We start from the raw sequence: 22,568 nt of genomic DNA, 5'->3' as shown, positions 1-22,568 counted from the left end.
AAATTATGGGAATTGTAAAAGTGATTGAAGTGATTGCCGCTTCAGAAAAAAGTTTTGATGATGCAGTACAAAAAGCAGTTACAGAAGCTGCAAAAACGGTAAAGAATATAAGGTCAGTCTACGTTAAAGAGATGAAAGCTCATGTAGATGGGGACAAGATTACTTCTTATGCTGTAAATGCTAAAATATCTTTCGATAAAACTAGTTAGTTTTAGAAACTTATATATTTAAAAAATGCCGGGCCTGCGCCCGGCATTTTTTTATACATTCAAGTATAATAGCTTAAATTTGCATGCAAATAATTGATTAGATGCCTGCAGATATCATTGATCACATTAGCCGGGAAATTGACCTTTCGGAATTGGAGAAAACTGAATTCAGAAGTATCCTTTCTGAAGTTTCTCTTCATAAAAAGGAACTTCTTATCAAACCGGGGCAAACCGTACAAGATGAATATTTTGTAGTAGAAGGTTGTCTGCGTGCATACTATCTCGATGAGCAAGGAAATAAACATATTATACAGTTCGCCATAGAAGACTGGTGGATCAGTGATTTCGAAGCCTTTTTCACGAATCAGCCTTCAAAGCTTTACGTAGAAGCAATAGAAGACTCAAAACTATTATCCCTAAACCGTACACTTCTGGAAGAATTGTACCATAGAATTCCAAAATTCGAACGCTTTTTCAGGCTCAAGACCACTGGGGCATTTGTTTCGCTTAGAAAAAGGATCCTTTCATCCCTTGAGAAATCGAACAAAGAGCGGTATCTGGATTTTTGCGAAACCTATCCGGAAATTGAAAAGCGTGTACAGAATTATCATATCGCTAATTATCTAGGAATGAAACCAGAAAGCCTTAGTAGAATCCGAAAAGATCTTGCTTGAAGCATTAAGCCTTGGTTCCAGATGTAGGTTAGAATTCGATAAATCTGGTCAAAGTATTCTTCAAAATTCAATTACATTTTTACCAATAGATTTGCCAGATTCCTGAAGCTTGTGAACTTCTCTGAAGACTTCAGCACTTAACCCATAAAATTCTCTGTTTTTAGTTGATATGATTTTGTTGGAATCTGCTAATTCAGCGATTCGCACTAATATTTCGTGCTGCCTGGACTTATCCGTGGTATTAAACATGGGTCTTGTAAACATCAATTCCCAGTGAAAACTAATACTTTTTTCTTTCAAAGCATTCAGATTCACATTCTCTGTGGTATCAACGATACAAGCGATATGTCCCTGTGGAGCGATCAGTTTCGTCATCGTTTCCCAGTGCCCAGCAGTATCTGCGAAATTTAGAATATATGAGATCGAGTCTTTTTCATTCTTCAGTTCTTCTAACAATTTATGGTGATTCACAACTCTATCTGCGCCCATCTTTTTACACCACTCAACTGTATCCTCTCGAGATGCTGTTGCAATCACTTCAAACTGAGTCAATTCTTTTAAGATTTGAATCGCAATAGAGCCAACACCACCACCACCAATGATGAGTACCTTCTCATCTTTCCCATCACCTTCAGCAATGTTCATCCTGTCAAAGATACATTCCCAAGAGGTTAAGGCAGTAAGTGGTAAGGCAGCAGATTCCATCCAGTTTAATTTAGCTGGTTTCTTTGCTACAATTGCCGAATCTATACACTGGTATTCTGCATAACATCCAGGTTTCGTTATGTCACCGGCATAATAAACTTCATCGCCCACATTAAAGTTCTCGACATTAGTCCCAATATGTTCAACAACTCCAGCAGCATCCCAACCAATTATCTTAGGTTCATATAATTCTTCATCCTTAGCTGCACTTTGTCGAACCTTGTAATCTACCGGGTTCACCGAGATCGCTTTGACCCTTACCAGAAGTTCATTGGAACCACAGATAGGCTTATCAATTTCATATTCATTCAGGCTTGCATTATTATCAATAGGAAGTGAGTTTATAAAACCAATTGCTTTCATAATTTTTATTTTAAAATAATACTTTACAGTGAAAAAATGCTTCAGTTCTTCCTGAAACTCTAATAAAATTATGAGTAGAGGCCTATAGTCGTATTATGTAGTATGTTTATCAAACTGGAAAATTTTATAACTCGACTATTTAAAGCTTTCAGAATTGATTTGCTATGACTATCTTTGTAAAAATTTTAGTGCAGGCCAGAATGGCTTATGCTCTCTCTGAATAAATCCTACAAAAGATAATCTTACACATTAAATTTTTCTGGTATTCGTTTAGTTGGTTCAATGCATTGAAATTTTCAACGAATATTAATTAATTTATAGTGAATGGCAAGATCCGGACAAACCCAAAACAAAAGAGAGAAAGAAAAGAAAAAGATTAAAAAACGTAAGGAGAAAGAAGCCAAGCGTTTAGAAAGAAAAGAAAATTCCAACAAAGGTGGATCATTTGAGGATATGATCGCTTATGTTGACGCTGACGGTAATTTAACCGACACTCCACCAGATCCAACTCAGAAGGTAGAAGTAGAAGTAGAGGATATCGAAATCGCTATCCCTAAGAAAGAAGATAGAGAAGAGGAAGAGATCATTACTGATACAGAAGGTAAAGTTTCATTTTTCGATCACTCCAAAGGATTCGGGTTTATAATAGGTAAACAAACCGGTGAGAAATACTTTGTACACGTAAGTGGTCTTATTGATGAAATTGATGAGAATGATAAAGTAAGTTTCGAGCTGGAGCAAGGAATGAAAGGGCTTAATGCAGTAAGAGTTAAGATCATTGACTAATTTCCCATCTAGGAAATTGAACTAAATACAGAACTGAATTTATCCTGTAGCGTAAAAGTTTGAAAACTAAATGATTATTTATATTGTGGATGTAATAATAAAGCTTACATTTGCCATAGTAAATATTTTAGTTCTCTTCACTTTTTAGTCCTTTCAGGATATTTCAAGTTTTGTTTACTTCATTATTTAGTTTGTAAATTTAATAGTACCAGTATCAACAATCCAATATTCGCTCAAAAACGAGCATCCGATTTCTCAAAGACTCTTCGAAGCCGGGTAAATACCTATTTCAAAAAAAATAACATCAGTAAACACGCGAATGCTAGCATGATCGTGAAAACTGTACTGATGCTTTTGACTTTCGTAGCTCCTTTAGTAATCGTGAATACCGGAATGGTAGAAAGTACCTGGTTGCTATTCGCTCTTTATATTATTAGTGGTTTTGGAATGGCAGGGATAGGCATGGGAATCATGCACGATGCAATTCATAACTCTTACTCAAAAAATCAAAAGGTTAATCAGTATTTAGGTTATACATTAAACCTTATCGGTGCCAATGCAAGTATCTGGAGAATTCAGCATAATGTATTGCATCATACGTTCACAAACATTGAGGAGGCTGATGATGATATCAACCCTCCGTTTTTCTTAAGATTTACGCCGCATACTAAGAGATATAGTATTCATAAATTTCAACACCTATACAGTTGGTTTTTCTATGGTTTATCTACGGTAAGCTGGGTAACTGCTAAGGATTTTGTTAGAATGGCAAAATTCAAGAAAATGGGATTCTTTAAAGAAGGCAAAGAATTTAGAAAGCAGTTATCTACCGTAATTGGATGGAAACTTGCTTCGTTCTTCTTTGTATTGATTTTGCCAATAATAATGGCGCCTCAGGCATGGTGGATCGTAGTTCTGGCTTTTATAAGTATGCACTTCGTTACCGGATTAATGATTACAACCATATTCCAGTTAGCGCATATTGTTCCAACGACTGAGTATCCATTACCTGATGAAAAAGGTATTGTACAGGGTGACTGGGCTAGCCATCAACTATTAACAACAGCTAATTTTTCACCTAAGAGCAGGTTATTTTCCTGGTTCATTGGAGGATTGAATTATCAAATTGAACATCATTTATTACCAAATATCTGCCATGTTCATTATAGAAAAATATCACATATAGTAGCGCAGACCGCAAAAGAATATGGTTTGCCTTATCATAATCAACACAGCTTTGTATCTGCGGTTGGAGAGCATTTCAAAATGCTTCGAGAACTAGGTAAAGTAGATAAACTGCGAGTTGGATAATTAAGATCGGAAGCCATACGATCTCAAAAGTTTAATGGCATTTTATAACAATTAACTATTAAGTAATGCAAGAAGGAAAAGTGAAGTTTTTTAATTCAACAAAAGGATTTGGATTCATAAAAGCTGACGATTCGAACGAAGACATCTTTGTACACTCAACTGGTCTTATCGACGAGATTCGTGAAGATGACAGAGTACAATTTGAAACAGAACAAGGTAAAAAAGGCCTTAACGCTGTGAACGTTGAAGTAATTGACTAATTATTTTAAGGTTTCAGTGTGAGACTTATAAATAAGGTATGATCAAAGCCGGATGATCTTTAAATTTAACCGGCATCAATAACAATTAATAAGTATAGTAATGCAAGAAGGTAAAGTAAAGTTTTTTAATTCAACAAAAGGATTTGGATTTATAAAAGCTGACGATTCTAACGAGGACATCTTTGTACACTCAACAGGTCTTATCGATGAAATTCGTGAAGATGACAGAGTACAATTTGAAACAGAACAAGGTAAAAAAGGCCTTAACGCTGTGAACGTTGAAGTAATTGACTAATTATTTTAAGGTTTCAGTTTGAGACTTAAAAATAATAGATCACGGCCGGATGATCTTTAAATAGAGCCGGCATCAATAACAATTAATTAGTATAGTAATGCAAGAAGGTAAAGTAAAATTTTTCAATGCAACCAAGGGATTTGGTTTCATTAAGTCAGACGAAACAAGCGAAGACATCTTTGTACACTCTAGTGGTCTTATCGATGAAATTCGTGAGGATGACAGAGTACAATTTGAAACAGAACAAGGTAAAAAAGGCCTTAACGCTGTGAACGTTGAAGTAATTGACTAATTATTTTAAGGTTTCAGTTTGAGACTTATAAATAATAGATCACGGCCGGATGATCTTTAAATGGAGCCGGCATCAATAACAATTAATTAGTATAGTAATGCAAGAAGGTAAAGTAAAATTTTTCAATGCAACCAAAGGATTTGGTTTCATTAAATCAGACGAAACAAGCGAAGACATCTTTGTACACTCTAGTGGTCTTATCGATGAAATTCGTGAAGACGACAGAGTTCAGTTCGAAACTGAGCAAGGAAGAAAAGGATTGAATGCTGTAAACGTTGAAGTAATCGACTAAGCACATTCTATTCTATAGAATAAAAGCCATCCTAACCGGGTGGCTTTTTTTTATGTCTTGTTTAAACATTAGCTCTTTGTGTTTTTATTAATACAATTGAGTGAAACATTTACGATATTGTTCTAACCAACCAAAATCTTTTGATTCATGTTTAAAGACAAGCGCGCAATACTTTACATAGCGGCGGCAATTCTCTCCATATATTTTTTAATAGCTGGTCTGGTAAAAGCGAAAGGTTTTTTCGCTCCACTGGCTACAGCAGTCATTCTAAGTCTCGTCGTTTTACCACTCAGCATCTGGATGGAGAAGTATATGAAAAGAGCATGGGCGGCCATGTTAAACAGTTTGCTTCTATTTGGTATTAGTATAGGTCTAATGGCTTTGGTAAGCATGCAGGTGAGAAATTTTGCAGAGGACTGGCCAGAGATTCAGGAACAAATGACTCCTAAGATAGAACAGCTCAAAACCTTCGCCTTGGAACATACTCCACTTGATCCTAATGATATCAATCAGTCTGAAGAACAGGAAAGCGCTGCAATGGGGTCTGATATGCGTAAAAGAATCACTACTTTTCTTAGCGGACTCTCAAGTTTTATGGCGAATTATCTCCTAACATTCGTTTACGTATTTTTTTTATTGAATTACCGTGAGATCTTTAAAAATTTTCTTTTGCGAGTTATGCCAGATTCCAAACAGGAATCAATAAAAAACACCCTTACAAAATCTATTAAAGTTGCGCCTCAGTATTTACTTGGTAAATTGATGCTTATGGGATTACTCGCGGTATTATATTCTATAGGCCTGGGGATTTCTGGAGTCAATAATTTTATTCTTGTAAGTGTAATTGCCGCTGTATTGACTTTGATTCCTTATGTTGGTAATATTCTTGGTTTCACTATGGCGGTAGCGTTTGGGTTCTTAAGTAGTGGAGATACAAGTGTACTCATTGGGATCGCTCTAACTTTCACGGTTACCCAATTTGTAGAATCTTATGTACTTCAACCTTTTATAGTAGGCGATCGAGTGGATGTTCATCCATTCTTTATTATTGTTTCTGTAATAGCTGGAAATATGATCTGGGGAATTATTGGAATGATTCTAGCGATTCCTGTACTTGGTATCATAGTAGTAATTCTATATAACATAGAAGCAACTAAACCATTAGGTATCTTGCTTAGTAAAACTAAGTTCTCAGAAAACTGATTGGTAATAATTTCTTAATTTGGGAGAATAACCAATTTATTCTTCTATGAGAAAATTATACTTTTTTCTATTATCAGGCTTGTTATCATCTGGTATCAGTGTTGGTCAATGTTCAGAAGCAACCCAGCAAATTCCAGAATTTGAATTAGATTATGAAAAGTTCACTCTAGATAATGGACTGGAAGTGATCCTGCACGAGGATCATAGCGATCCAATCGTTGCTGTTGCTACGATGATGCACGTAGGTTCTAATAGGGAGAAACCTGGTAAGACAGGATTTGCTCATTTCTTTGAACACATGAGTTTTAATGATTCTGAAAACGTTCCTGTGGGCGCAAACCGTAAAATGATCCCGGAGTGGGGTGGAAGCAGGAATGGTGGAACCTGGAGCGATGGTACTGTTTACTACGAAGTGGTACCCAAAGATGCATTTGAAAAGATACTGTGGATCGATTCCGATAGATTTGGATATATGATCAATACCGTTACTCAGGCTGCCCTTGATCGTGAAAAGCAGGTCGTTAAGAATGAAAAACGCCAGCGTGTAGATAATGCTCCTTATGGATATACAGATGAGATCATAAGGAAAAATCTTTACCCAAAAGATCATCCTTATAACTGGACGGTCATAGGTCAATTACCAGATTTACAGTCGGCAACCCTTGAGGATGTAAAGGAATTCTATAAACAATACTATGGAGCTGCCAATGCTTCCCTGGTCATTGCCGGAGATATTCAAATAGAAGAAACCAAAAAGCTTGTTAGACAATGGTTTGGTGAAATCCCTTCAGGACCGGATGTAGAGCCAATAGAAGCGATGCCCGTAGAACTTGAAACTACGAAAAATCTATATTTCGAAGATAATTTCGCAAAACTTCCCGAGCTTAGAATGGTTTATCCTACGGTTCAAGATTATGATGAGGATATGTACGCTCTACAAATTTTAGGACAACTATTAAGTGGAAGTAAAAAATCACCATTGTACCAAACAGTTGTAGAAGAATCCAAATTTGCACCAAGAATCAGCACTTATCAAAGTAGTAGTGAACTAGCAGGAGAGTTTGTATTGAGAGTACGCGCAAATGCGGAAGTAGATCTGGATAGCGTACGGAATGCGATTCAAAATGGTTTTAAAAGATTTGAAAACGCTGGTGTAAGCGAGGATGATTTGAAAAGAATTAAAGCTGAACTTGAAACTCAATTATATCAGGGAGTTAGCACCGTACTTAATAAAGCTTTTCAGTTAGTGCAGGATAACGAATTTAATGGTGATCCTGGGTATCTTACAAAGACTGCTGAACTTACCAATAAGGTGACTTCAGCAGATGTAATGCGCGTCTATAATAAGTATATCAAAGATCAGCACTATATTATGACCAGTGTAGTTCCAAAAGGAAGCTTAGACCTCGCCATAGAAAATTCCGAAGAAGCAGATGTTTGGATAGAAGAAGTTAAGAAGGATGTAGCTAGCGAAGAAGTTAGCCAGGGAGAAGAGGCTGTGTATGATAAAACTCCTTCAAAATATGATCGTAGCGAACCTGATTTTGGTGATCTGCCTTTATTTAAATCACCGGAAATCTGGACAGCTGAACTTAAAAATGGGATGCAGGTTTATGGTATTGAAAACAACGAAATTCCACTTGTAGAATTTGATATAACAATTCCAGGTGGACAGCGTTTGGATCCAAATGGAAAAGAGGGAGTTTCTTACCTGCTAAGTGATTTGATGTTGCAGGGAACGGCTACTAAAACTCCAGCTGAATTAGAAGAGGCTCTCGGACTTTTGGGTGCAAATGTATATATAAGTACCGGGAATGAAGATTTTCGCATTTCAGGAACCTGTCTAAGTAAGAATTTTGAGGGTACCATGAAATTTGTCGAAGAAATTCTAATGGAACCAAGATGGGATGTAACCGAATTATCCCATTGAAGCAGGCTCTGGAAACAAATCTGAAAGATCGGGAAGCAAATCCTCAAGCGATTGCATCCACAGCGTTTTATAAACTTTTATATGGAGACAAGCATAGTTTTGGAGTTCCTGTAAATGGAACATTAAAGACAACGGCCAATATTAGCATGGAAGATCTTAAATCTTACTATAGTAAATTATCTCCTGAAGAAGCTAAGTTCCATATCGCAGGTGCATTGGATCAGAAACAGGTTTTAGATGTTGTTTCTAATCTGGCTACCGACTGGGCTACTAAAGCTCCTCAAATCTCTACTTCTGAAATTAATGCTGCAGGAGAGCCGGGTACATTATATTTTATTGATTTTCCTGATGCCAAACAATCTGTGATTATGATAGGTAAACTGGCACTTTCTGAAAATGACGTGGATGAAAGCAAACTTAATTTTGCTAACGAAATTCTTGGAGGCGGCTCCAGTGGCAAGCTATTTCAAACTTTAAGAATAGAAAAAGGTTATACTTATGGCGCTTATTCTGGCATATCAGAGAATGAAACAATTTCACCATTTTATATTTCAACAAGTCTACGGGCGAATGCGACCTTGGCTTCACTTAAGATCATTGAAGAAATGGTAACAGATTATGCTAAAGACTTTGGAGCTGCGGAGGTAGAACTTACTCAGAATAAGTTGCTGAAAGAAAACACCCGCTCCTATGAAAGTTTAGGGGCTAAATTGGGAATTCTAAGAGATTTAAGTAAGTATGACAAATCTGAAGACTTTATTCAATTACAACAGGAAGAATTGATAAATATGACAGAAAAAGACTTCAAAACTGTTATTAGTAAATACTTTAAGGAAAAGGAAATGATTTACCTCGTGGTAGGTGATAAGGCAACACAATTAGACGAGGTAAAGAAATTAGGAAAAGACGTGGTAGAACTTGATATTTATGCGAATGAGATAAAGCAATAGAACATAAGAATAATGCTTAACATAATATTTACAGCGCGACTTAGTCGCGCTGTAATTTTTTATACAAGACCGGTTAGAATTAATTAACATACTCTTATCGACAATAATTTGTAATAATCAGATATAATAACCTAATTTAGGTATATCATCAAAAAATTATAATTAGATTGTAGGTGTTTTCTTCCATTTAATTTTGTAAAGTAATCCATATTAATTGATCAATTTTGTATGTCGAAAACAGAACCAATCCGACTTCTGCATATTGAAGATTCCGATACAGATGCATATCTGGTTGGAAGACATCTGGAGAATACTAATATCGAAGTTCAGCTTGCAACGCGCAGGGATGAATTCGAATTCCATCTTAATAATCATCAATTTGATTTAATTCTTTGTGATCACCACTTACCAGATCTAAATTCCGAAGAAGCTCTTGAAATAGTGAGAAATTCGGATGTCTTATTACCATTTATAATCTTCTCGGGCTCCTTACCACCAGGTTCTGCTGTAAAACTTATGGAAAAAGGGGCGAATGATTTTTTATTTAAAGACAGACCTGATCGACTTGTTCCCGCTATTTATAATGCGGTTTCCAGATGTAGATTGGAGCGGGAACGTTTGCAATTGCAAAAGCAACTACTTTTTAGCGAAAACCGATTTCGTAAACTTGTAGAGTCATCCCAGGAGATAGTTTGCATATTAAACCGTGAATTCCAAATCACTTACCATAGTCCGTCGATATCTAATTTAATTACTTCGGAAATGAATGTTGTAGGTGAAAATATTTTAGATCTAATCAAATTTGAAGATCCTGATCGATTTTCCATGCTTTTTAGGGAATGTGAGAACTCAGGCCAACGCTTGGAAAATATTCTCCATATTGAAAGACCTGAAGGGCAGGGTATTTTTAAAATCATCTTCAAAAATCATTTAGAAAATGAGGGTATTAATGGATTAATTATAAAGTTTCGTGATATAACTAAAGATAGATTAAAGGATAAAAGTTTACAGGAAAAGGATGAAAAGCTTAGAGCATTTTACGAGAATAGCATTGATGGAATAATCTTGGCAAAGACAAATGGAATAATAACATCCGCCAACCCTGCAATGTGTCATATGATGGGAATGCAAGAATCTGAACTTATTGGTATGCATAGAAGTGATATGATTCATACGGATGAAACAACAGTCGCAGCGCTATTAGAAGAACGTAGAAAAAGTGGAAAGGCCAAATCTGAACTTGAATTAATTAAAAAAGATGGAACTGTATTCCCAGCGGAAGTTTCATCATCCATTATCCCATTTAACAGAGATGGCAGGAAGATCAAAAAAACTGCTACTATCATTCGAGATATCACGGAACAAAAAGAAAACGTACGACGAATTAATGATACAGCGGAGAAGTTAGAGTATGCTGAGAGAATTGCCAGGATAGGTTACCTGGAATTAAACCTCAAGGAAAATACAGTTTATTGTTCTGGTGAAGTAGGAAGTATTCTAGAGGTCGAATGTGATGATCTCAAAATTGAAGAATTTCGAACTCTTGTCTTTCAAGAAGATATTCAAGTTTTTGAAGATCTCAAGGGTTCGGTTTTGGACCGTGGTGAAACAAAAAATATAGAGTTGCGTATTCATGTATCAAATTCAGAGTTTAAATGGTTAAACGTTATCGTAAGTCCGTTATTGGATGGAGAAGAAATTGTTGGTGGTAAAGGAACTTTACAGGATATTACGGAAAGAAAGTTGATTTTTGAGAAGCTTGCAATAAGTGAAAATAGATATAAGAGTCTTGTACAATCTCAGACAAACTATTTCATCAGGGTTGATATGGAAGGGAATTTCACCTACTGTAATCAGAGGTACATTGATGATTTTGGCTGGTTATATCCAAACAATGATCCAATTGGAAAAAATAGTCTAATTGATTCTATTCCAAGTCAATATCAAAAGATAATGGATATATGGGATAGATGTCTCAAATTTCCTTCTGAAAATTATCAGGTAGAAATTGGTAAGCTTGGTAAAAATGATCAGAACAAAGCTACGATATGGGATATCGTATTTCTGAAAAATGAAGATGGTACTGGGGAACTACAATGTGTAGGTATCGATATTTCAGATAGAGTGAAAGCTCAGGATGAAAATAAGTTTCAGGCTAATATCTTAAGTAAAATAGGGCAGGGGGTAGTAGCTACAGATGCTGAAGGAAATATTAAATACTTTAATGCAGCCGCCGAGAAGATTTATGGCTGGAAATTCGAAGAAGTAAAAGACGAAAATCTAGTTGAACTGATGTTTCCTGATCTCCATGAGTCAGATTTGCTGAAGCAAATTTTAGAAAAGATTTCGTACGATCATACTTTTAGTAGTCAGTATGAAGGTCGAAAAAGTGATGGAACTATTTTCCCGGTTCAAATTACGATGTCTGGTATTATTGATCAGGATGGAATGCTAAACGGAGTGATTTGCATATTCTCTGATATTAGCAGACTAAAAAAATCTGAAAACAAACTAAGGGAGCTCAATGAAAATCTTACCAGCTACACCAACGAACTCGTTAGCGCTAACAAAGGTCTTGAGCAGTTTAGTTATATAGTCTCCCATAATTTACGTGCACCAGTTGCAAATATCATTGGAATTGCTGAAATCATTGCAGATGAAGATATTGAAACAGCTATGCGGGACAAACTTGTTTGCGATATGCTTAACAATGTGAAAAGACTGGACACTGTAGTCCGTGATCTAAATAATATTCTTAAGGTTCAGGCCGATTATAATAATACCAGGGAACTGGTAAATTTCCAATGCCTTACAGATGATGTAGTACATATGACAGCCGGTTGAATTTCTGAAGACCAGGTGACAATTGAAACTGATTTCAGTGATTTTGAATCGATGCTCACCTCTAAAAGTTACTTACATAGTGTTTTTTATAATTTGATTTTGAATAGTATAAAGTACAAACATCCTGAAAGAGAGCTGATTTTAAAAATCTCCAGTCACTCTGGCGAAGAATTCAATACACTAACATTCTTAGATAATGGATTGGGGATCGAACTTAGTAAGAATAAAGAAGAATTATTTGAATTATATAAAAGACATCATCATCATATAGAAGGAAAAGGAATGGGCTTATTTATGGTAAAAACTCAGCTTGAACTTATAGGAGGAAAGATCAGTCTTGAAAGTGAACCTAATGAATGGACCAGCTTAACTATTCAGTTCCCAAAGAATATCGTAACTTCAAAGAGTGAAAGTCCATGATTATATAATCGTAGATGATGATCCTACAAATAATATCATCTGTAAGTTAGTGATCGAGAAATTCGATTCTAATGCACGCGTTCAGGTGTTTCAGAAACCGGAACAAGGTTTGGCATACCTGCAATCTCCTTTGAAAAATGAATCTACAAGCAAGATCGTGCTGTTTCTGGATGTAAATATGCCTACGATGACCGGTTGGGATTTTCTGGACGAATTTAAAAAGCTCGACAAGAGTATTAGAAATAAGTTTAGAATTTACATTCTGACTTCTGCCATAGAGGATTTTGATGAGGAAAAGATCAAGTACCCCATGGTCAAAGCCTTTCTTTCTAAACCACTTCGGAAAGCTACACTACAGGAATTAGATTTGAATTTCTCTTCCTGAGAAATTTTATGATTTCGTTTGAACCTCCCTGAAATTAAGTTTTTAGTTTTATAAAAATTACGATTATGAAAAGATTTATATGTGCTGGAGTGTTTGCTCTTAGTATCAGCGTGATGAGCTGTCAGGAAAACAAAAAAGAGAAAGAGACCGTTCCGGATGCAGTAAAAACTGCTTTTCAAAAAAAATATCCGGGGGAAAATGATCCGGACTGGGAAAAGGATGATCACGGCTACTGGGAATCTCATTTTAAGAAAGATGGAGAAAAATATCGTGCAGACTTTAATGCTGATGGGACCTGGGTAGAAACCGAAAATGATGTAAAGAAAAAAGAACTTCCCGAAGTCATTTTAAATATTATTGAAAGGGATTATTCAGAATATGAGATCACTGAAGTTGAACATGTACAATCAGCCACCAAAGGCGAATTTTTCGACGTGGAGTTCAAGCAGAAAGGAAAAAACAAAGATGTCATGTTCAAACCAGATGGAACTATCATCAAATAAGCATGTTTGATCAATTTGGTGCAAAAGCTTCCGAAGAAGATATCAAGAGATACGAGCGATCTGAAAACTGGAAAGAAGCCAGGTTCATGAATCTGGAAAAGACTGGAATGGATATCAAGATCAATGATATTCCTAAACTATTATATAAACAGTTTTTTGAGAAGAACGGTCGGCAGCCTTCGAAGGAAATTAAGATCAAAGCTTTTAATTTAAAGGAATTTTTAAAGCCTTCAGCAGAATGTAAAATGATCTGGTTCGGTCACTCTGTGATATTGCTACGTATAAATGGGCTTACGATCCTTATAGATCCAATGCTTGGTCCGGATGCCGCTCCAATTTCACCATTCAGCATTAAACGCTTTTCAGGTAATACCTTGCAAATACTTGATGAACTTCCGGAGATTGACATTGTGCTTTTGTCACATGATCATTATGATCATCTCGACCTTAAGAGCATAAAAAAACTCCAGCATAAAACTAAGGTTTTTCATACTGCTTTGGGCGTAGGAAGACATTTGGAAAAATGGGGAGTCGCATCTCCTAAGATCACGGAATATGATTGGTGGGAGTACACGAATGTTGGAGGCATTGATATAACTTTTACACCAACACGACATTTCTCGGGTAGAGGTGTAAATGATAGAGCGCAAGGACTTTGGGGTGGTTGGAATCTAAAAACCGCTAAAGAAAATATTTGGTTTAGCGGAGACAGTGGTTATGGTAGCCATTTTAAAGAAATTGGTCACAGATTGGGGCCATTTGATTTCGGCTTTATGGAATGCGGGCAATATGATGAAAAATGGAAGCAAATTCATATGTATCCGGAAGAATGTGTGCAGGCAGCCAGAGATGCTCGAGTTGAGAATATGATGCCTGTGCATTGGGCCGGTTTTGCACTCTCTTTACATTCATGGTTAGATCCGGTAGAAAGATTTATCGATGCAGCAAAGGATCAGAATTATTGTATACCGGAACCAGGAGAAATATTTACAATTCACAGAAGCAGAAAAGTAAACTGGTGGAAGCAGTATGATTAATCTATAGCTGTAGCTGTTAGCGGAACATCATATGGATAGGCAAAATTTTGAAGATCGCTACCCTGCAACCAGTTTTTGTGATCCTGAGGTATTAAAATTACAGGCATCCGCTTTTTATTATTATGAACTTTGCTCATTAAATCATTTGCTTCTGTAGTGAGAATAGAGTAGGAGTTGATAATATTGTTATTTTCCGGATTCTTCCAGGTTGCAAATATTCCCGCAAAAGCGAATATCTCCTGATCTTTAGGTTCTAAAATAAATTTTTGTTTGGTTTTTCCCTTAGGATCTAACCATTGCCATTCATAATAAGCTTCAGCAATTACCAGACATCTGTTATCTACTGAATTTCTGAAAGCTGGTTTTTCAGCGGCAGTTTCTATTTTAGTATTTAAAGTCATTTTTTTAATAGAATCATCTTTAGCCCAAAAGGGAATTAAACCCCACTGAAACATTTGTATCTCACCGGGACTATCGTAGGTGACTACAGGAGTTTCAGAAAAACTAAAGGCATTGATTTCTAGTTGTGGCTGATATTTATCTGGTTCTAGGAACCTGGCATCCAGTGACTTTTCCAGAGAAAAGATCTTTTTATTCAACTTAGTACGATAACACATAAAAAAGTTTTTATAAATTTAAGCATTCGTTGAAACTAAGAACATAGTTAAAAGTTAATTTAATGAAAATAGGACTCGAAGGTGGTTGTCATTGGTGTACAGAAGCAGTATTTAAAGCTTTTAAAGGAGTTCATGATGTACGACAGGGTTATATATATGCTAAGGAATCGCCAGATCAGTTCTACGAAGGTATCGTTTTCAATTATGACCCAGAATTGGTAAAACTGGAAGATCTTATTCTGATCCATTTGAGCACTCATCAAAGTATGAAAGATCACAGTATGCGGCACAAATACAGGTCAGCTATATATGTATATGATAAGATGGAATTGGAAAAAACCAGCGAAGCTTTGAAAAGTGTCAGTATTAGTGATGGCTCAAAGATTGTAACAAGAGTCTATGAATTAGCATCATTTAAGGAATCCCGTCCTGAAATTAGAAATTACTACCAAACTGATCCTCAGGACCATTTTGCACCAGATATATACAACCAAAACTGGATTTACTTCGGAAGGAATTTAGAGGTTTACTAAAAGAACAAGGTTAATAATTAAGCGCGTATAATGCATATGCTAAGTAAATATTGAAAATAGCATAGATAAATGAAGGTGCTGATTGTATAAAATTATCCTTAATTTTTCTACGGACTCCATAACCGAAGATCATTAGGATCGCAAGGCCAATTGCGGAACTTATTGCCAGCAATGGTTGATAATAATAACCTGCAAGTAAACCGATGGCTCCAAGGATCTGTAATGCACCTACAAGTTTAAGGTAGCTTGTGAGACCGTAACGTATGAATTCTGTTTTCATATGTTCCGTTGTAAAACAGCTTATTCCGAAGAAAAGAAAAGATATAGATGAGAAATAAACTAAAAATGTAAGTGTACTCAAGTATTCCAGGTGTATATATTTGAACTATAATTTATATTATGTAAAATAGGATATTTTACTCTACGAATTCATCTGTATAAAAGCCTCTGTAGGAAATATTATCTCGTTGATTCATTAGTAGCTGCAAATTAGATTTTCCATTGGGATACATCGTTATAATATATCTAATCTGTTCAGTAACTGTACTGGTTTCGAATCTCAATTTCACTTTATCAGCATGACTGGAATCTATTTCCAGGTCATTTAATAGTCCTTCATAACGAATACCTGCTTCTGCATTATATCCACCAGAAAATTGCCTTACTCCAAAATATGGTAAAAATATATCGATGGAATCCTTTCTAAATTTCAAGTGATTATCGTTCGTCACAAGATTAATCTGAGCGCCACGTAATGGTAGCGTCCAATTATTTTCTATATCAAAAGATCTTGATTCAATGAGCGCTCGCAACTCAATCAAATCTGAAGTCTCAACCTTAGCGCTTTTACATGAAGAACTGAGTGATAGGCTTAGTAGTCCAAAAATGAGAAAAACGTACTTATTCATTCCTCCTCGTTTCCTTCGAGACTATCTAAGGTGTCCTGAATAGATTTATCTTCTTCATCACTAAGACCGTCTTTCTCTTTTTTCACTCTGAGGTTACCATCTTCTCCCTTGTAAAGACTCTCATCTTTTTCATTAAAATTAGAAGGTCTCCCTGAATTCTTCTGCCAGTCTGCCTGATCTTTATTGTTAGTGTTTGACATAATTTTTTTCTTAATTTAATTAATTGAGTATTTATAATCTCAGGATTAATTTGAGTTTAACATTCGTTCTTACATCTTTATATTGAATACAAATGCTCTGTACTTCAATAATGCTACAAATACGGTAGCACCAACAGCATTACCTGCTAATGCAGTACCCAGTGTTTTTAAATATACCAGAAAGGTAATCTTATCTGAAACCAGCATACCTGCAAATATTTCTATATGACCGATAATACTATGGTGTAATCCTGTAAAGCCCATGACCGCCGTAATTACATATATGATTAGAATCTCTGCTGTCGTTTCCTTCGAAGAAGTTACCAACCAGCTTAAAAGTCCCATCAACCAACCGGCCATAATTGCACTCAGAAAAATTGTAAGTATATCATAATCTACGAAGTGCTCACCAATTTTAGCGATCACTTCGGCTTCAAACAAGTTTAATCCGGAGCCAAGCCAAGAAACCGTAAGAGCTATGAGCATCCCTCCTGCCAGGTTACCTAGAATAACTACTCCCCAAATCTGGAATAAACTCCAGACACTTCTACGGTTGTTCAATACCGGCAACGCTAATAAAGAAGTCTGTTCTGTAAATAGTATAGATTTCCCCAAGACCACCAGAATAAACCCTATAGGATAAACGAAGGCTATTAGTTTAAATATAGTTTCTTCAGCAACTTTGCCTTCAAGGAAGCTAAATAATGAGCATAACATCAGAAAACTGAAACCAATTTCTAAACCAGCAGTAAAGGAACTTAATAAAATACTACTCTTACTACGATCATAGGTTTCACAGCCTTCAATGATTTGTTCTTTCAAGATCTCACCATGTGTTTTAGTCATGGTTTTATCTTTAGAATCCTGACTGTCTAATTCTTTATCTACTTTTTCAGCCTCTTCATTCTTCTGATTGTTATCCATATTTAATTTTGAGTAGGGTAAAATATAATTATTTCTTGAGCCAGACCTTCATGGCCTCATCCCGGCATAGCTGAATCATTTTAAACTCCTGATGCCTGTTTTCAGTAGATGAATTATAATACATATCTGAGTATAGAAATCCATTTACCTTGGCATCTTCTGCAGAAGCAGCATAGTAAATATAGTCGAAATTTGCCCAATGAGCTGCTCCAAGACACATCATACATGGCTCACAACTCGTATACAAAACGCAGCCTTCCAGGTTTTTAGTCCCCAATTGCTTACAAGCCAGCTGTATTGCTCTTAGCTCAGCATGTTGCGTACAATCCTGATCACCAGAAACTCTATTGTAAGTTGCTGCTATGATCTCCTCTCCTTTCGTGATCACTGCTCCAAATGGACCACCGTTATCGCTTTCAGCTCCTTCTTTTGCCAGGGAAATAGCTTTTCCCATCATCTTCTTTGGTAAGTCCGTTGTTTTCATATAACAAAAATAAGGATTGAACCTGCCCTGCAATGTTTGTTTTATATTCTTTATCTATTTATTACAAATACTTTAAGTAAGTAAAAAGTATGCTCTAAATACTTTATTAAAACTTTGCTAAAAGAGCCATAATAGGCTTGGTGTCCCAAGAGATATTAGGTTAATTTAAACAATCAAAAAATTGAATTAAATGGAAACTGTATTTGAATTTGTAAACATCGATAAAAGTGAAAACCTTGAAGCTTTTACTGAAAAGAAGTTAGAGAAGCTTGAGACTAAATATGACTGGATCGTAAGAGCAAATATCTATTTTAAACATGATGAAAATCAAAAGCCAAATGGATATATTACTGAAGTTAGATTGAGTGCTCCAGGACCGGAAATTTTTGCACAGTCTAATGAGAATTCTTTTGAAGCATCTATAGCTGAGACCGTTCGTGATCTGGACAGACAATGTGAAAAACGTAAAGCAAAAATGAGTTCTCACTAGTTTTGAGAATCTTATAAAAAATAAAAACCCTCTAATTAGAGGGTTTTTTTAATTCATATACTTGAATGAATTAGGCAGTTAAATCTTCCTGTTCTAATTTCTCTTTAAATTCATTTATTATTCCACCCTTCAGTAGAACCTGAATTTGTCGATCACTCATTGAATGTTTGGTTTCGAAGGTTTCTTCATTGCCATTTTCCTTTTTAACCACCACTTTGATATTATTTCTTTCCTTAATATCTCTCTGAAGATTTTCAAATTTCACGATATCTGCTTGTTCAATCTTTTCATAATCTGATATGTCTATAAATTCCAGTGGTAAAATTCCGAAATTCACTAAATTTTGCCATGCGATTCTAGCATACGAATTTGCTATTACAGCTACCTGTCCAAGATATTTAGGAGCGATTGCAGCATGTTCTCTACTCGATCCCTGTGCATAATTATCCTTAGCAACTACAATATGACCACCATGGCTATCTTTCGTGTCCATCGCTCGATCATAATAAGTTTCATCGATTACGGTAAATGCATATTTACTAATTTCAGGTAAATTACTTCGGAAAGGTAAAACTTCTGCGCCTGCCTTTAAAATTTCGTCTGTAGAAATATTGTCGCCCATTTTCAGAAGAACAGGTACTTCGTATTCATTTAAAATTGGGTCAATATGTGGTAAAGATTGAATATTAGGACCTTTTACTAGTTCTACATCTGTTCCATCTTCCGGTGGAGCCACCAGCATATCAGTATTAATGATCTCGATTTCAGGATGTTGAAATTTAGGATACTTCATATCATATAATTTCTCCAGATCTCTTGGATCTGTGATCTTTCCTGTTAATGCTGAAGCTGCCGCAGTTTCAGGACTACATAAATGAACCTGGTCATCTTTAGTCCCAGATCTGTCTGGGAAATTTCTAGGCATGGTTCTTAAACTGATAGTTCCTGAAGCTGGTGCCTGTCCCATCCCAATACATCCCATACATCCAGATTGATGAAACCTCGCTCCTGCTTTAATTAAATTAGCAAAAGCTCTGTTCTCGATCATATTCTGTATCATTTGTCTTGAGGTAGGATTTATATCAAATGATACATCTGTATTAACAGATTTCCCTTCCACTATTGCTCCAGCGATCCAGAAGTCTCGAAGTCCAGGGTTTGCTGAAGATCCAACAACTACCTGACTAATACTTTTACCCGCAACCTCAGAAACCGGAACAACATTACCCGGACTGGTTGGTAGCGCTATCAGCGGAATAAGATCATCAAGAATAATTTCATCATGATATTCATACTCACAACCTTCATCTGCGAGCAATTCCACCCAATCTGATTCTCTATCCTGAGATTTTAAAAAACGTTTTGTTTCTTCATCACTAGGGAAAACTGTAGTAGTAGCTCCCAGTTCTGCACCCATATTTGCGATCACGTGGCGGTCCATGGCACTTAAATTCTTAAGACCATCGCCATAATATTCGATAACTTTCCCTACTCCGCCTTTGACATCGTACCGTCTAAGCATTTCAAGAATTACATCTTTGGCGCTCACCCAATCTGGTAAATTTCCAGTTAGTTTAACTCCCATCACTTCAGGCATCTTTACGAAATATGGTTGCCCTGCAATGGCTGATGCAACATCAAGACCACCCGTACCTATCGCTAGCATTCCTAAAGAACCAGCGGCCGGAGTATGACTATCTGATCCTACCATGGTTTTTCCTGGTTTTCCAAATCTCTGCATATGAACGGGATGACTCACCCCATTTCCCGGTCTGCTATACCAAAGACCAAATCTTTCAGCTGCGGAATGCAAAAAAAGGTGATCATCAGCATTTTTAAAATCGGTTTGAAGCAAGTTATGATCCACATACTGTACTGCAACTTCAGTCTGAGCCTTTTTTAGCCCCATTGCTTCCAACTCCAATTGTACTAAAGTTCCGGTAGCATCCTGAAGTAGAGCCTGGTCTATTTTTATTCCTATTTCCTTCCCGGGAGTCATCTCCCCTTCCAGTAAATGTTCTTTGATTAATTTTTGGGTGACATTCAATTTTGACATGGTTGGTTATTTTATTCTTTAAATTAGAAAGTTTTAGCTGAAGTGAGCAGCAGTTTAACAGAACCTTAGTTTAAGTAAGTGGATTTTGGGTTCTTATACTTATATGTAAAAGTTCTTTAGATTAATTTGTAGAGTAAGGAGATAAATTTTTGACTCAAATAAGATTTCAAAATAGTGCATTAAAAAAAGGTTGCTTTTGAGAGAAACTACATCGACGGATTTGCTGAATTCAGGGCAATCGTGATCGTGTAAGATCTATCTAAACAACCTTTTATATTATATATTGATATTTCTTAATCTAGCTCTTTCCAAGAGTGTTTAGAATATCAATTTGATTTCCTTCTTCTAAATTGAAACCTGGTTTACCTTTACGTGGAAATAGAAAGCTGAATTCAGTATTAAAAGCAGCCCAGCTTTCAGCTAAACCAAAGTCATTATTTGCATTGGTTTTTTCAGGTCTGGAGAATGTAGTTAAATCTGAAGAATAATCAGATCCTACAGCGTCTTCGCCTGGAAACAACATTCCATCATTAATTTCAGAATAAACAACTACAGAAGCTCCACTTGCACCCGGCAGATCGAAAATATTGATAGAGAAACTATCCAGCACAGGATCTCTTTTCGTAATATCTTTTGTTTTAAAACCGTCTTTGATGTTATTTCTTGGATGAGCATAAATGGCAGCACCACCAGCATCTTCAGAAATAGTTTTCAAATCTGCATAAGCTGTTTTAAGAATCGCATCACAGGTAATCAAAATACCTTTGATCTGGTAACCTTCTTCCACGAATTTCTTTACGGCAGCTTTTGATGATTCTTCTACAACATCAATTAATAGGATATCTCTTCTATTTAAATGTCTAATTGCGTAACCCTGATTATACTTACCATCCACTTCATCTCCCTTGATAAGAAAAGTATCCGGGATCATTTTCAAAAATTTTCCCTGTTCGCCTTGTTCAATAAACTCAGCTGACTGACTGTGAACGATCTCCATTTTATCTACTTGCTTCATAATTTTAATTTTTGATTTCTCGATTGAAGATACAAAAGAGGTGCAGAGACAACAATGGAGTTTTTAAATGTTTAACTGCTTTTAGCAGTTAATTAACGGAAAGCAAATCGCAGCAAACCTGCCATGATGCGTGATCGAAATTGGCAAGCTGGTTCCGGTGTTCTTCAGAAACACTTCTGGTATTCCTATCTTGTTTTTCCGAAGTTCAATATTTTGAAAGTCATGACCAGTTCGAATGGAAAACTCCTTTAAGAATTCGGACATGTAATTCGTAGAGTATGAAAGTTTAACATGGTCTAAATTTTTAAACTCGAGCCAGGAGTAAATGTGATTTTCGTCGTGTACCGATTTAATTATATAAAGGTTATGATTCTTAGAAACACTCAATTTATCCAGATCACATTCATAACTAACCGGATCAAGCCTGGCTGGAATTTGAAAGAGCCTTTGATGAGCTTTATAAGCCGCTTCCTTCATCGACCAAATTTTCCAGATTGCCAGTTCAGGATTAGAATATGAATGAATTTGGCTGATTTCATTATCTGAAAAAACTTTGGATAAAAAGCGATCATTATTTCTTCTTGGTTTATCCAACGCGATCTCAAGATCTATAATATCATTTCCAATGATCAATCAGCCAGTTTTTTATTAATGATATCCCTGGCATCGCCTACGGTCATCATTCCTTCCATAGATTCATTATCGATTTCAATATCAAATTCATCTTCAACATCCAGCACTACATCCACAAGATTAGCAGAATTGATCTCCAGGTCATTCAAAAAGTTGGTGCTTTCATTAAATTCTGAAAGACCTTCTTTTCGCTGAGTATATGGAGTTACGATTGTTTTAATCTTAGAAATTATATCCTGATTGGTCATC

The 22,568-nt window shown here is 36.0% G+C and carries 29 protein-coding genes; 18 read left to right on the top strand and 11 right to left on the bottom strand.

All coding sequences use genetic code 11. From position 1 onward, the window contains the following. Positions 1-5: 5 nt before the first annotated feature. Positions 6-209, top strand: coding sequence for a dodecin family protein (locus tag ABVM50_RS11690; RefSeq protein ID WP_141877763.1), 204 nt, complete (start codon positions 6-8; stop codon positions 207-209). Between the two features lie 101 nt (positions 210-310). Next, complete coding sequence (locus ABVM50_RS11685) at positions 311-883, top strand: Crp/Fnr family transcriptional regulator (protein WP_141877762.1); 573 nt, start codon at positions 311-313, stop codon at positions 881-883. Positions 884-943: 60 nt separating this feature from the next. Here ABVM50_RS11685 and ABVM50_RS11680 read toward each other — a convergent pair whose 3' ends face one another. After that, positions 944-1,951, bottom strand: a complete 1,008-nt coding sequence (locus ABVM50_RS11680) for a zinc-binding alcohol dehydrogenase family protein (protein WP_405198729.1) — start codon at positions 1,949-1,951, stop codon at positions 944-946. Positions 1,952-2,275: 324 nt separating this feature from the next. Here ABVM50_RS11680 and ABVM50_RS11675 point away from each other — a divergent pair, with 324 nt between their 5' ends. From ABVM50_RS11675 to ABVM50_RS11610, 14 genes are all read left to right on the top strand, one after another. Then, positions 2,276-2,737, top strand: a complete 462-nt coding sequence (locus ABVM50_RS11675; protein WP_141877760.1) for a cold-shock protein — start codon at positions 2,276-2,278, stop codon at positions 2,735-2,737. A gap of 348 nt (positions 2,738-3,085) precedes the next feature. Then, positions 3,086-4,048 carry a fatty acid desaturase family protein gene (locus ABVM50_RS11670; RefSeq protein WP_405198728.1) on the top strand — a complete coding sequence of 321 codons (963 nt, stop codon included), beginning with the start codon at positions 3,086-3,088 and terminating at the stop codon, positions 4,046-4,048. Between the two features lie 65 nt (positions 4,049-4,113). After that, on the top strand, positions 4,114-4,308 hold the full coding sequence (locus tag ABVM50_RS11665) for a cold-shock protein (RefSeq protein ID WP_141877758.1): 195 nt from the start codon (positions 4,114-4,116) through the stop codon (positions 4,306-4,308). 100 nt (positions 4,309-4,408) lie between these two features. Next, positions 4,409-4,603, top strand: coding sequence for a cold-shock protein (locus ABVM50_RS11660; RefSeq protein WP_141877758.1), 195 nt, complete (start codon positions 4,409-4,411; stop codon positions 4,601-4,603). A gap of 97 nt (positions 4,604-4,700) precedes the next feature. Continuing rightward, on the top strand, positions 4,701-4,895 hold the full coding sequence (locus ABVM50_RS11655; RefSeq protein ID WP_298247151.1) for a cold-shock protein: 195 nt from the start codon (positions 4,701-4,703) through the stop codon (positions 4,893-4,895). A 97-nt stretch (positions 4,896-4,992) separates the two neighbouring features. Next, a complete protein-coding gene (locus ABVM50_RS11650; protein WP_141877756.1) occupies positions 4,993-5,187 on the top strand; it encodes a cold-shock protein in 195 nt (64 codons plus the stop codon). A 147-nt stretch (positions 5,188-5,334) separates the two neighbouring features. Beyond that, entirely contained in the window at positions 5,335-6,390 is a 1,056-nt protein-coding gene (locus ABVM50_RS11645; RefSeq protein ID WP_405198727.1) for an AI-2E family transporter, read from the top strand. A gap of 46 nt (positions 6,391-6,436) precedes the next feature. Further along, the gene (locus tag ABVM50_RS11640; RefSeq protein ID WP_405198726.1) at positions 6,437-8,320 is read left to right on the top strand and encodes a M16 family metallopeptidase; all 1,884 of its coding nucleotides are present in this window, start codon (positions 6,437-6,439) and stop codon (positions 8,318-8,320) included. Further along, on the top strand, positions 8,293-9,270 hold the full coding sequence (locus ABVM50_RS11635; RefSeq protein WP_405198725.1) for a M16 family metallopeptidase: 978 nt from the start codon (positions 8,293-8,295) through the stop codon (positions 9,268-9,270). The genes ABVM50_RS11640 and ABVM50_RS11635 overlap by 28 nt, the downstream gene beginning before the upstream one ends. 228 nt (positions 9,271-9,498) lie before the next feature. Then, positions 9,499-12,114 (top strand): PAS domain S-box protein, encoded by a 2,616-nt coding sequence (locus ABVM50_RS11630; protein ID WP_405198724.1) that lies wholly within the window; start codon positions 9,499-9,501, stop codon positions 12,112-12,114. 51 nt (positions 12,115-12,165) lie between these two features. Next, a complete protein-coding gene (locus ABVM50_RS11625) occupies positions 12,166-12,534 on the top strand; it encodes an ATP-binding protein (RefSeq protein WP_405200707.1) in 369 nt (122 codons plus the stop codon). Next, the gene (locus ABVM50_RS11620; RefSeq protein ID WP_405198723.1) at positions 12,521-12,919 is read left to right on the top strand and encodes a response regulator; all 399 of its coding nucleotides are present in this window, start codon (positions 12,521-12,523) and stop codon (positions 12,917-12,919) included. Before ABVM50_RS11625 ends, ABVM50_RS11620 begins: the two co-directional genes overlap by 14 nt. Positions 12,920-12,984: 65 nt before the next feature. Next, on the top strand, positions 12,985-13,422 hold the full coding sequence (locus ABVM50_RS11615; RefSeq protein WP_405198722.1) for a PepSY-like domain-containing protein: 438 nt from the start codon (positions 12,985-12,987) through the stop codon (positions 13,420-13,422). A 2-nt stretch (positions 13,423-13,424) separates the two neighbouring features. Continuing rightward, complete coding sequence (locus ABVM50_RS11610) at positions 13,425-14,459, top strand: MBL fold metallo-hydrolase (RefSeq protein WP_405198721.1); 1,035 nt, start codon at positions 13,425-13,427, stop codon at positions 14,457-14,459. Here ABVM50_RS11610 and ABVM50_RS11605 read toward each other — a convergent pair. Then, the gene (locus ABVM50_RS11605; RefSeq protein ID WP_405198720.1) at positions 14,456-15,076 is read right to left on the bottom strand and encodes an SOS response-associated peptidase; all 621 of its coding nucleotides are present in this window, start codon (positions 15,074-15,076) and stop codon (positions 14,456-14,458) included. The genes ABVM50_RS11610 and ABVM50_RS11605 overlap by 4 nt on opposite strands. Before the next feature lie 62 nt (positions 15,077-15,138). On the opposite strand from ABVM50_RS11605, the gene ABVM50_RS11600 reads away from it, so the two are divergent. Continuing rightward, on the top strand, positions 15,139-15,609 hold the full coding sequence (locus ABVM50_RS11600) for a peptide-methionine (S)-S-oxide reductase (RefSeq protein ID WP_405198719.1): 471 nt from the start codon (positions 15,139-15,141) through the stop codon (positions 15,607-15,609). Positions 15,610-15,619: 10 nt separating this feature from the next. Here ABVM50_RS11600 and ABVM50_RS11595 read toward each other — a convergent pair whose 3' ends face one another. From ABVM50_RS11595 to ABVM50_RS11575, 5 genes are all read right to left on the bottom strand, one after another. After that, positions 15,620-15,970 carry a DoxX family protein gene (locus ABVM50_RS11595; RefSeq protein ID WP_405198718.1) on the bottom strand — a complete coding sequence of 117 codons (351 nt, stop codon included), beginning with the start codon at positions 15,968-15,970 and terminating at the stop codon, positions 15,620-15,622. 55 nt (positions 15,971-16,025) lie between these two features. Next, the gene (locus ABVM50_RS11590; RefSeq protein WP_405198717.1) at positions 16,026-16,517 is read right to left on the bottom strand and encodes a DUF4251 domain-containing protein; all 492 of its coding nucleotides are present in this window, start codon (positions 16,515-16,517) and stop codon (positions 16,026-16,028) included. Then, positions 16,514-16,717, bottom strand: a complete 204-nt coding sequence (locus tag ABVM50_RS11585) for a hypothetical protein (protein WP_405198716.1) — start codon at positions 16,715-16,717, stop codon at positions 16,514-16,516. Before ABVM50_RS11585 ends, ABVM50_RS11590 begins: the two co-directional genes overlap by 4 nt. Positions 16,718-16,786: 69 nt before the next feature. Continuing rightward, positions 16,787-17,641: a formate/nitrite transporter family protein gene (locus ABVM50_RS11580; RefSeq protein ID WP_405198715.1), complete on the bottom strand. Its 855-nt coding sequence runs from the start codon at positions 17,639-17,641 to the stop codon at positions 16,787-16,789. A gap of 28 nt (positions 17,642-17,669) precedes the next feature. Continuing rightward, on the bottom strand, positions 17,670-18,125 hold the full coding sequence (locus tag ABVM50_RS11575) for a nucleoside deaminase (RefSeq protein ID WP_405198714.1): 456 nt from the start codon (positions 18,123-18,125) through the stop codon (positions 17,670-17,672). Between the two features lie 190 nt (positions 18,126-18,315). Between ABVM50_RS11575 and hpf the strand changes: the two genes are divergently transcribed. After that, positions 18,316-18,615, top strand: a complete 300-nt coding sequence (hpf, locus tag ABVM50_RS11570; protein WP_141877743.1) for a ribosome hibernation-promoting factor, HPF/YfiA family — start codon at positions 18,316-18,318, stop codon at positions 18,613-18,615. A 70-nt stretch (positions 18,616-18,685) separates the two neighbouring features. On the opposite strand, the gene ABVM50_RS11565 is transcribed toward hpf, so the two are convergent. The 4 genes from ABVM50_RS11565 to ABVM50_RS11550 form a co-directional block, all read right to left on the bottom strand. After that, a complete protein-coding gene (locus ABVM50_RS11565; RefSeq protein WP_405198713.1) occupies positions 18,686-20,671 on the bottom strand; it encodes an aconitate hydratase in 1,986 nt (661 codons plus the stop codon). A gap of 298 nt (positions 20,672-20,969) precedes the next feature. Then, positions 20,970-21,686, bottom strand: a complete 717-nt coding sequence (locus ABVM50_RS11560) for a hypothetical protein (protein ID WP_405198712.1) — start codon at positions 21,684-21,686, stop codon at positions 20,970-20,972. 81 nt (positions 21,687-21,767) lie between these two features. Then, complete coding sequence (locus ABVM50_RS11555) at positions 21,768-22,319, bottom strand: 4'-phosphopantetheinyl transferase superfamily protein (RefSeq protein WP_405198711.1); 552 nt, start codon at positions 22,317-22,319, stop codon at positions 21,768-21,770. Then, positions 22,316-22,567: an acyl carrier protein gene (locus ABVM50_RS11550; RefSeq protein ID WP_405198710.1), complete on the bottom strand. Its 252-nt coding sequence runs from the start codon at positions 22,565-22,567 to the stop codon at positions 22,316-22,318. Before ABVM50_RS11550 ends, ABVM50_RS11555 begins: the two co-directional genes overlap by 4 nt. Position 22,568: the final 1 nt, after the last annotated feature.

The sequence above is a fragment of the Christiangramia sp. LLG6405-1 genome (assembly GCF_045055805.1).
Taxonomy (GTDB): domain Bacteria; phylum Bacteroidota; class Bacteroidia; order Flavobacteriales; family Flavobacteriaceae; genus Christiangramia.
Note: the sequence above shows the minus strand (reverse complement) of the source record. Positions and strands in the feature narration are given on the sequence as shown.

Bases quoted from the DNA above. Each gene is read 5' to 3' on its own strand.
- ABVM50_RS11690 (WP_141877763.1), top strand. From the start codon at position 6: ATGGGAATTGTAAAAGTGATTGAAGTGATTGCCGCTTCAGAAAAAAGT.
- ABVM50_RS11685 (WP_141877762.1), top strand. From the start codon at position 311: ATGCCTGCAGATATCATTGATCACATTAGCCGGGAAATTGACCTTTCG.
- ABVM50_RS11680 (WP_405198729.1), bottom strand. From the start codon at position 1,951: ATGAAAGCAATTGGTTTTATAAACTCACTTCCTATTGATAATAATGCA.
- ABVM50_RS11675 (WP_141877760.1), top strand. From the start codon at position 2,276: ATGGCAAGATCCGGACAAACCCAAAACAAAAGAGAGAAAGAAAAGAAA.
- ABVM50_RS11670 (WP_405198728.1), top strand. From the start codon at position 3,086: ATGCTTTTGACTTTCGTAGCTCCTTTAGTAATCGTGAATACCGGAATG.
- ABVM50_RS11665 (WP_141877758.1), top strand. From the start codon at position 4,114: ATGCAAGAAGGAAAAGTGAAGTTTTTTAATTCAACAAAAGGATTTGGA.
- ABVM50_RS11660 (WP_141877758.1), top strand. From the start codon at position 4,409: ATGCAAGAAGGTAAAGTAAAGTTTTTTAATTCAACAAAAGGATTTGGA.
- ABVM50_RS11655 (WP_298247151.1), top strand. From the start codon at position 4,701: ATGCAAGAAGGTAAAGTAAAATTTTTCAATGCAACCAAGGGATTTGGT.
- ABVM50_RS11650 (WP_141877756.1), top strand. From the start codon at position 4,993: ATGCAAGAAGGTAAAGTAAAATTTTTCAATGCAACCAAAGGATTTGGT.
- ABVM50_RS11645 (WP_405198727.1), top strand. From the start codon at position 5,335: ATGTTTAAAGACAAGCGCGCAATACTTTACATAGCGGCGGCAATTCTC.
- ABVM50_RS11640 (WP_405198726.1), top strand. From the start codon at position 6,437: ATGAGAAAATTATACTTTTTTCTATTATCAGGCTTGTTATCATCTGGT.
- ABVM50_RS11635 (WP_405198725.1), top strand. From the start codon at position 8,293: ATGGGATGTAACCGAATTATCCCATTGAAGCAGGCTCTGGAAACAAAT.
- ABVM50_RS11630 (WP_405198724.1), top strand. From the start codon at position 9,499: ATGTCGAAAACAGAACCAATCCGACTTCTGCATATTGAAGATTCCGAT.
- ABVM50_RS11625 (WP_405200707.1), top strand. From the start codon at position 12,166: ATGCTCACCTCTAAAAGTTACTTACATAGTGTTTTTTATAATTTGATT.
- ABVM50_RS11615 (WP_405198722.1), top strand. From the start codon at position 12,985: ATGAAAAGATTTATATGTGCTGGAGTGTTTGCTCTTAGTATCAGCGTG.
- ABVM50_RS11610 (WP_405198721.1), top strand. From the start codon at position 13,425: ATGTTTGATCAATTTGGTGCAAAAGCTTCCGAAGAAGATATCAAGAGA.
- ABVM50_RS11605 (WP_405198720.1), bottom strand. From the start codon at position 15,076: ATGTGTTATCGTACTAAGTTGAATAAAAAGATCTTTTCTCTGGAAAAG.
- ABVM50_RS11600 (WP_405198719.1), top strand. From the start codon at position 15,139: ATGAAAATAGGACTCGAAGGTGGTTGTCATTGGTGTACAGAAGCAGTA.
- ABVM50_RS11590 (WP_405198717.1), bottom strand. From the start codon at position 16,517: ATGAATAAGTACGTTTTTCTCATTTTTGGACTACTAAGCCTATCACTC.
- ABVM50_RS11585 (WP_405198716.1), bottom strand. From the start codon at position 16,717: ATGTCAAACACTAACAATAAAGATCAGGCAGACTGGCAGAAGAATTCA.
- ABVM50_RS11580 (WP_405198715.1), bottom strand. From the start codon at position 17,641: ATGGATAACAATCAGAAGAATGAAGAGGCTGAAAAAGTAGATAAAGAA.
- ABVM50_RS11575 (WP_405198714.1), bottom strand. From the start codon at position 18,125: ATGAAAACAACGGACTTACCAAAGAAGATGATGGGAAAAGCTATTTCC.
- hpf (WP_141877743.1), top strand. From the start codon at position 18,316: ATGGAAACTGTATTTGAATTTGTAAACATCGATAAAAGTGAAAACCTT.
- ABVM50_RS11565 (WP_405198713.1), bottom strand. From the start codon at position 20,671: ATGTCAAAATTGAATGTCACCCAAAAATTAATCAAAGAACATTTACTG.
- ABVM50_RS11560 (WP_405198712.1), bottom strand. From the start codon at position 21,686: ATGAAGCAAGTAGATAAAATGGAGATCGTTCACAGTCAGTCAGCTGAG.
- ABVM50_RS11550 (WP_405198710.1), bottom strand. From the start codon at position 22,567: ATGACCAATCAGGATATAATTTCTAAGATTAAAACAATCGTAACTCCA.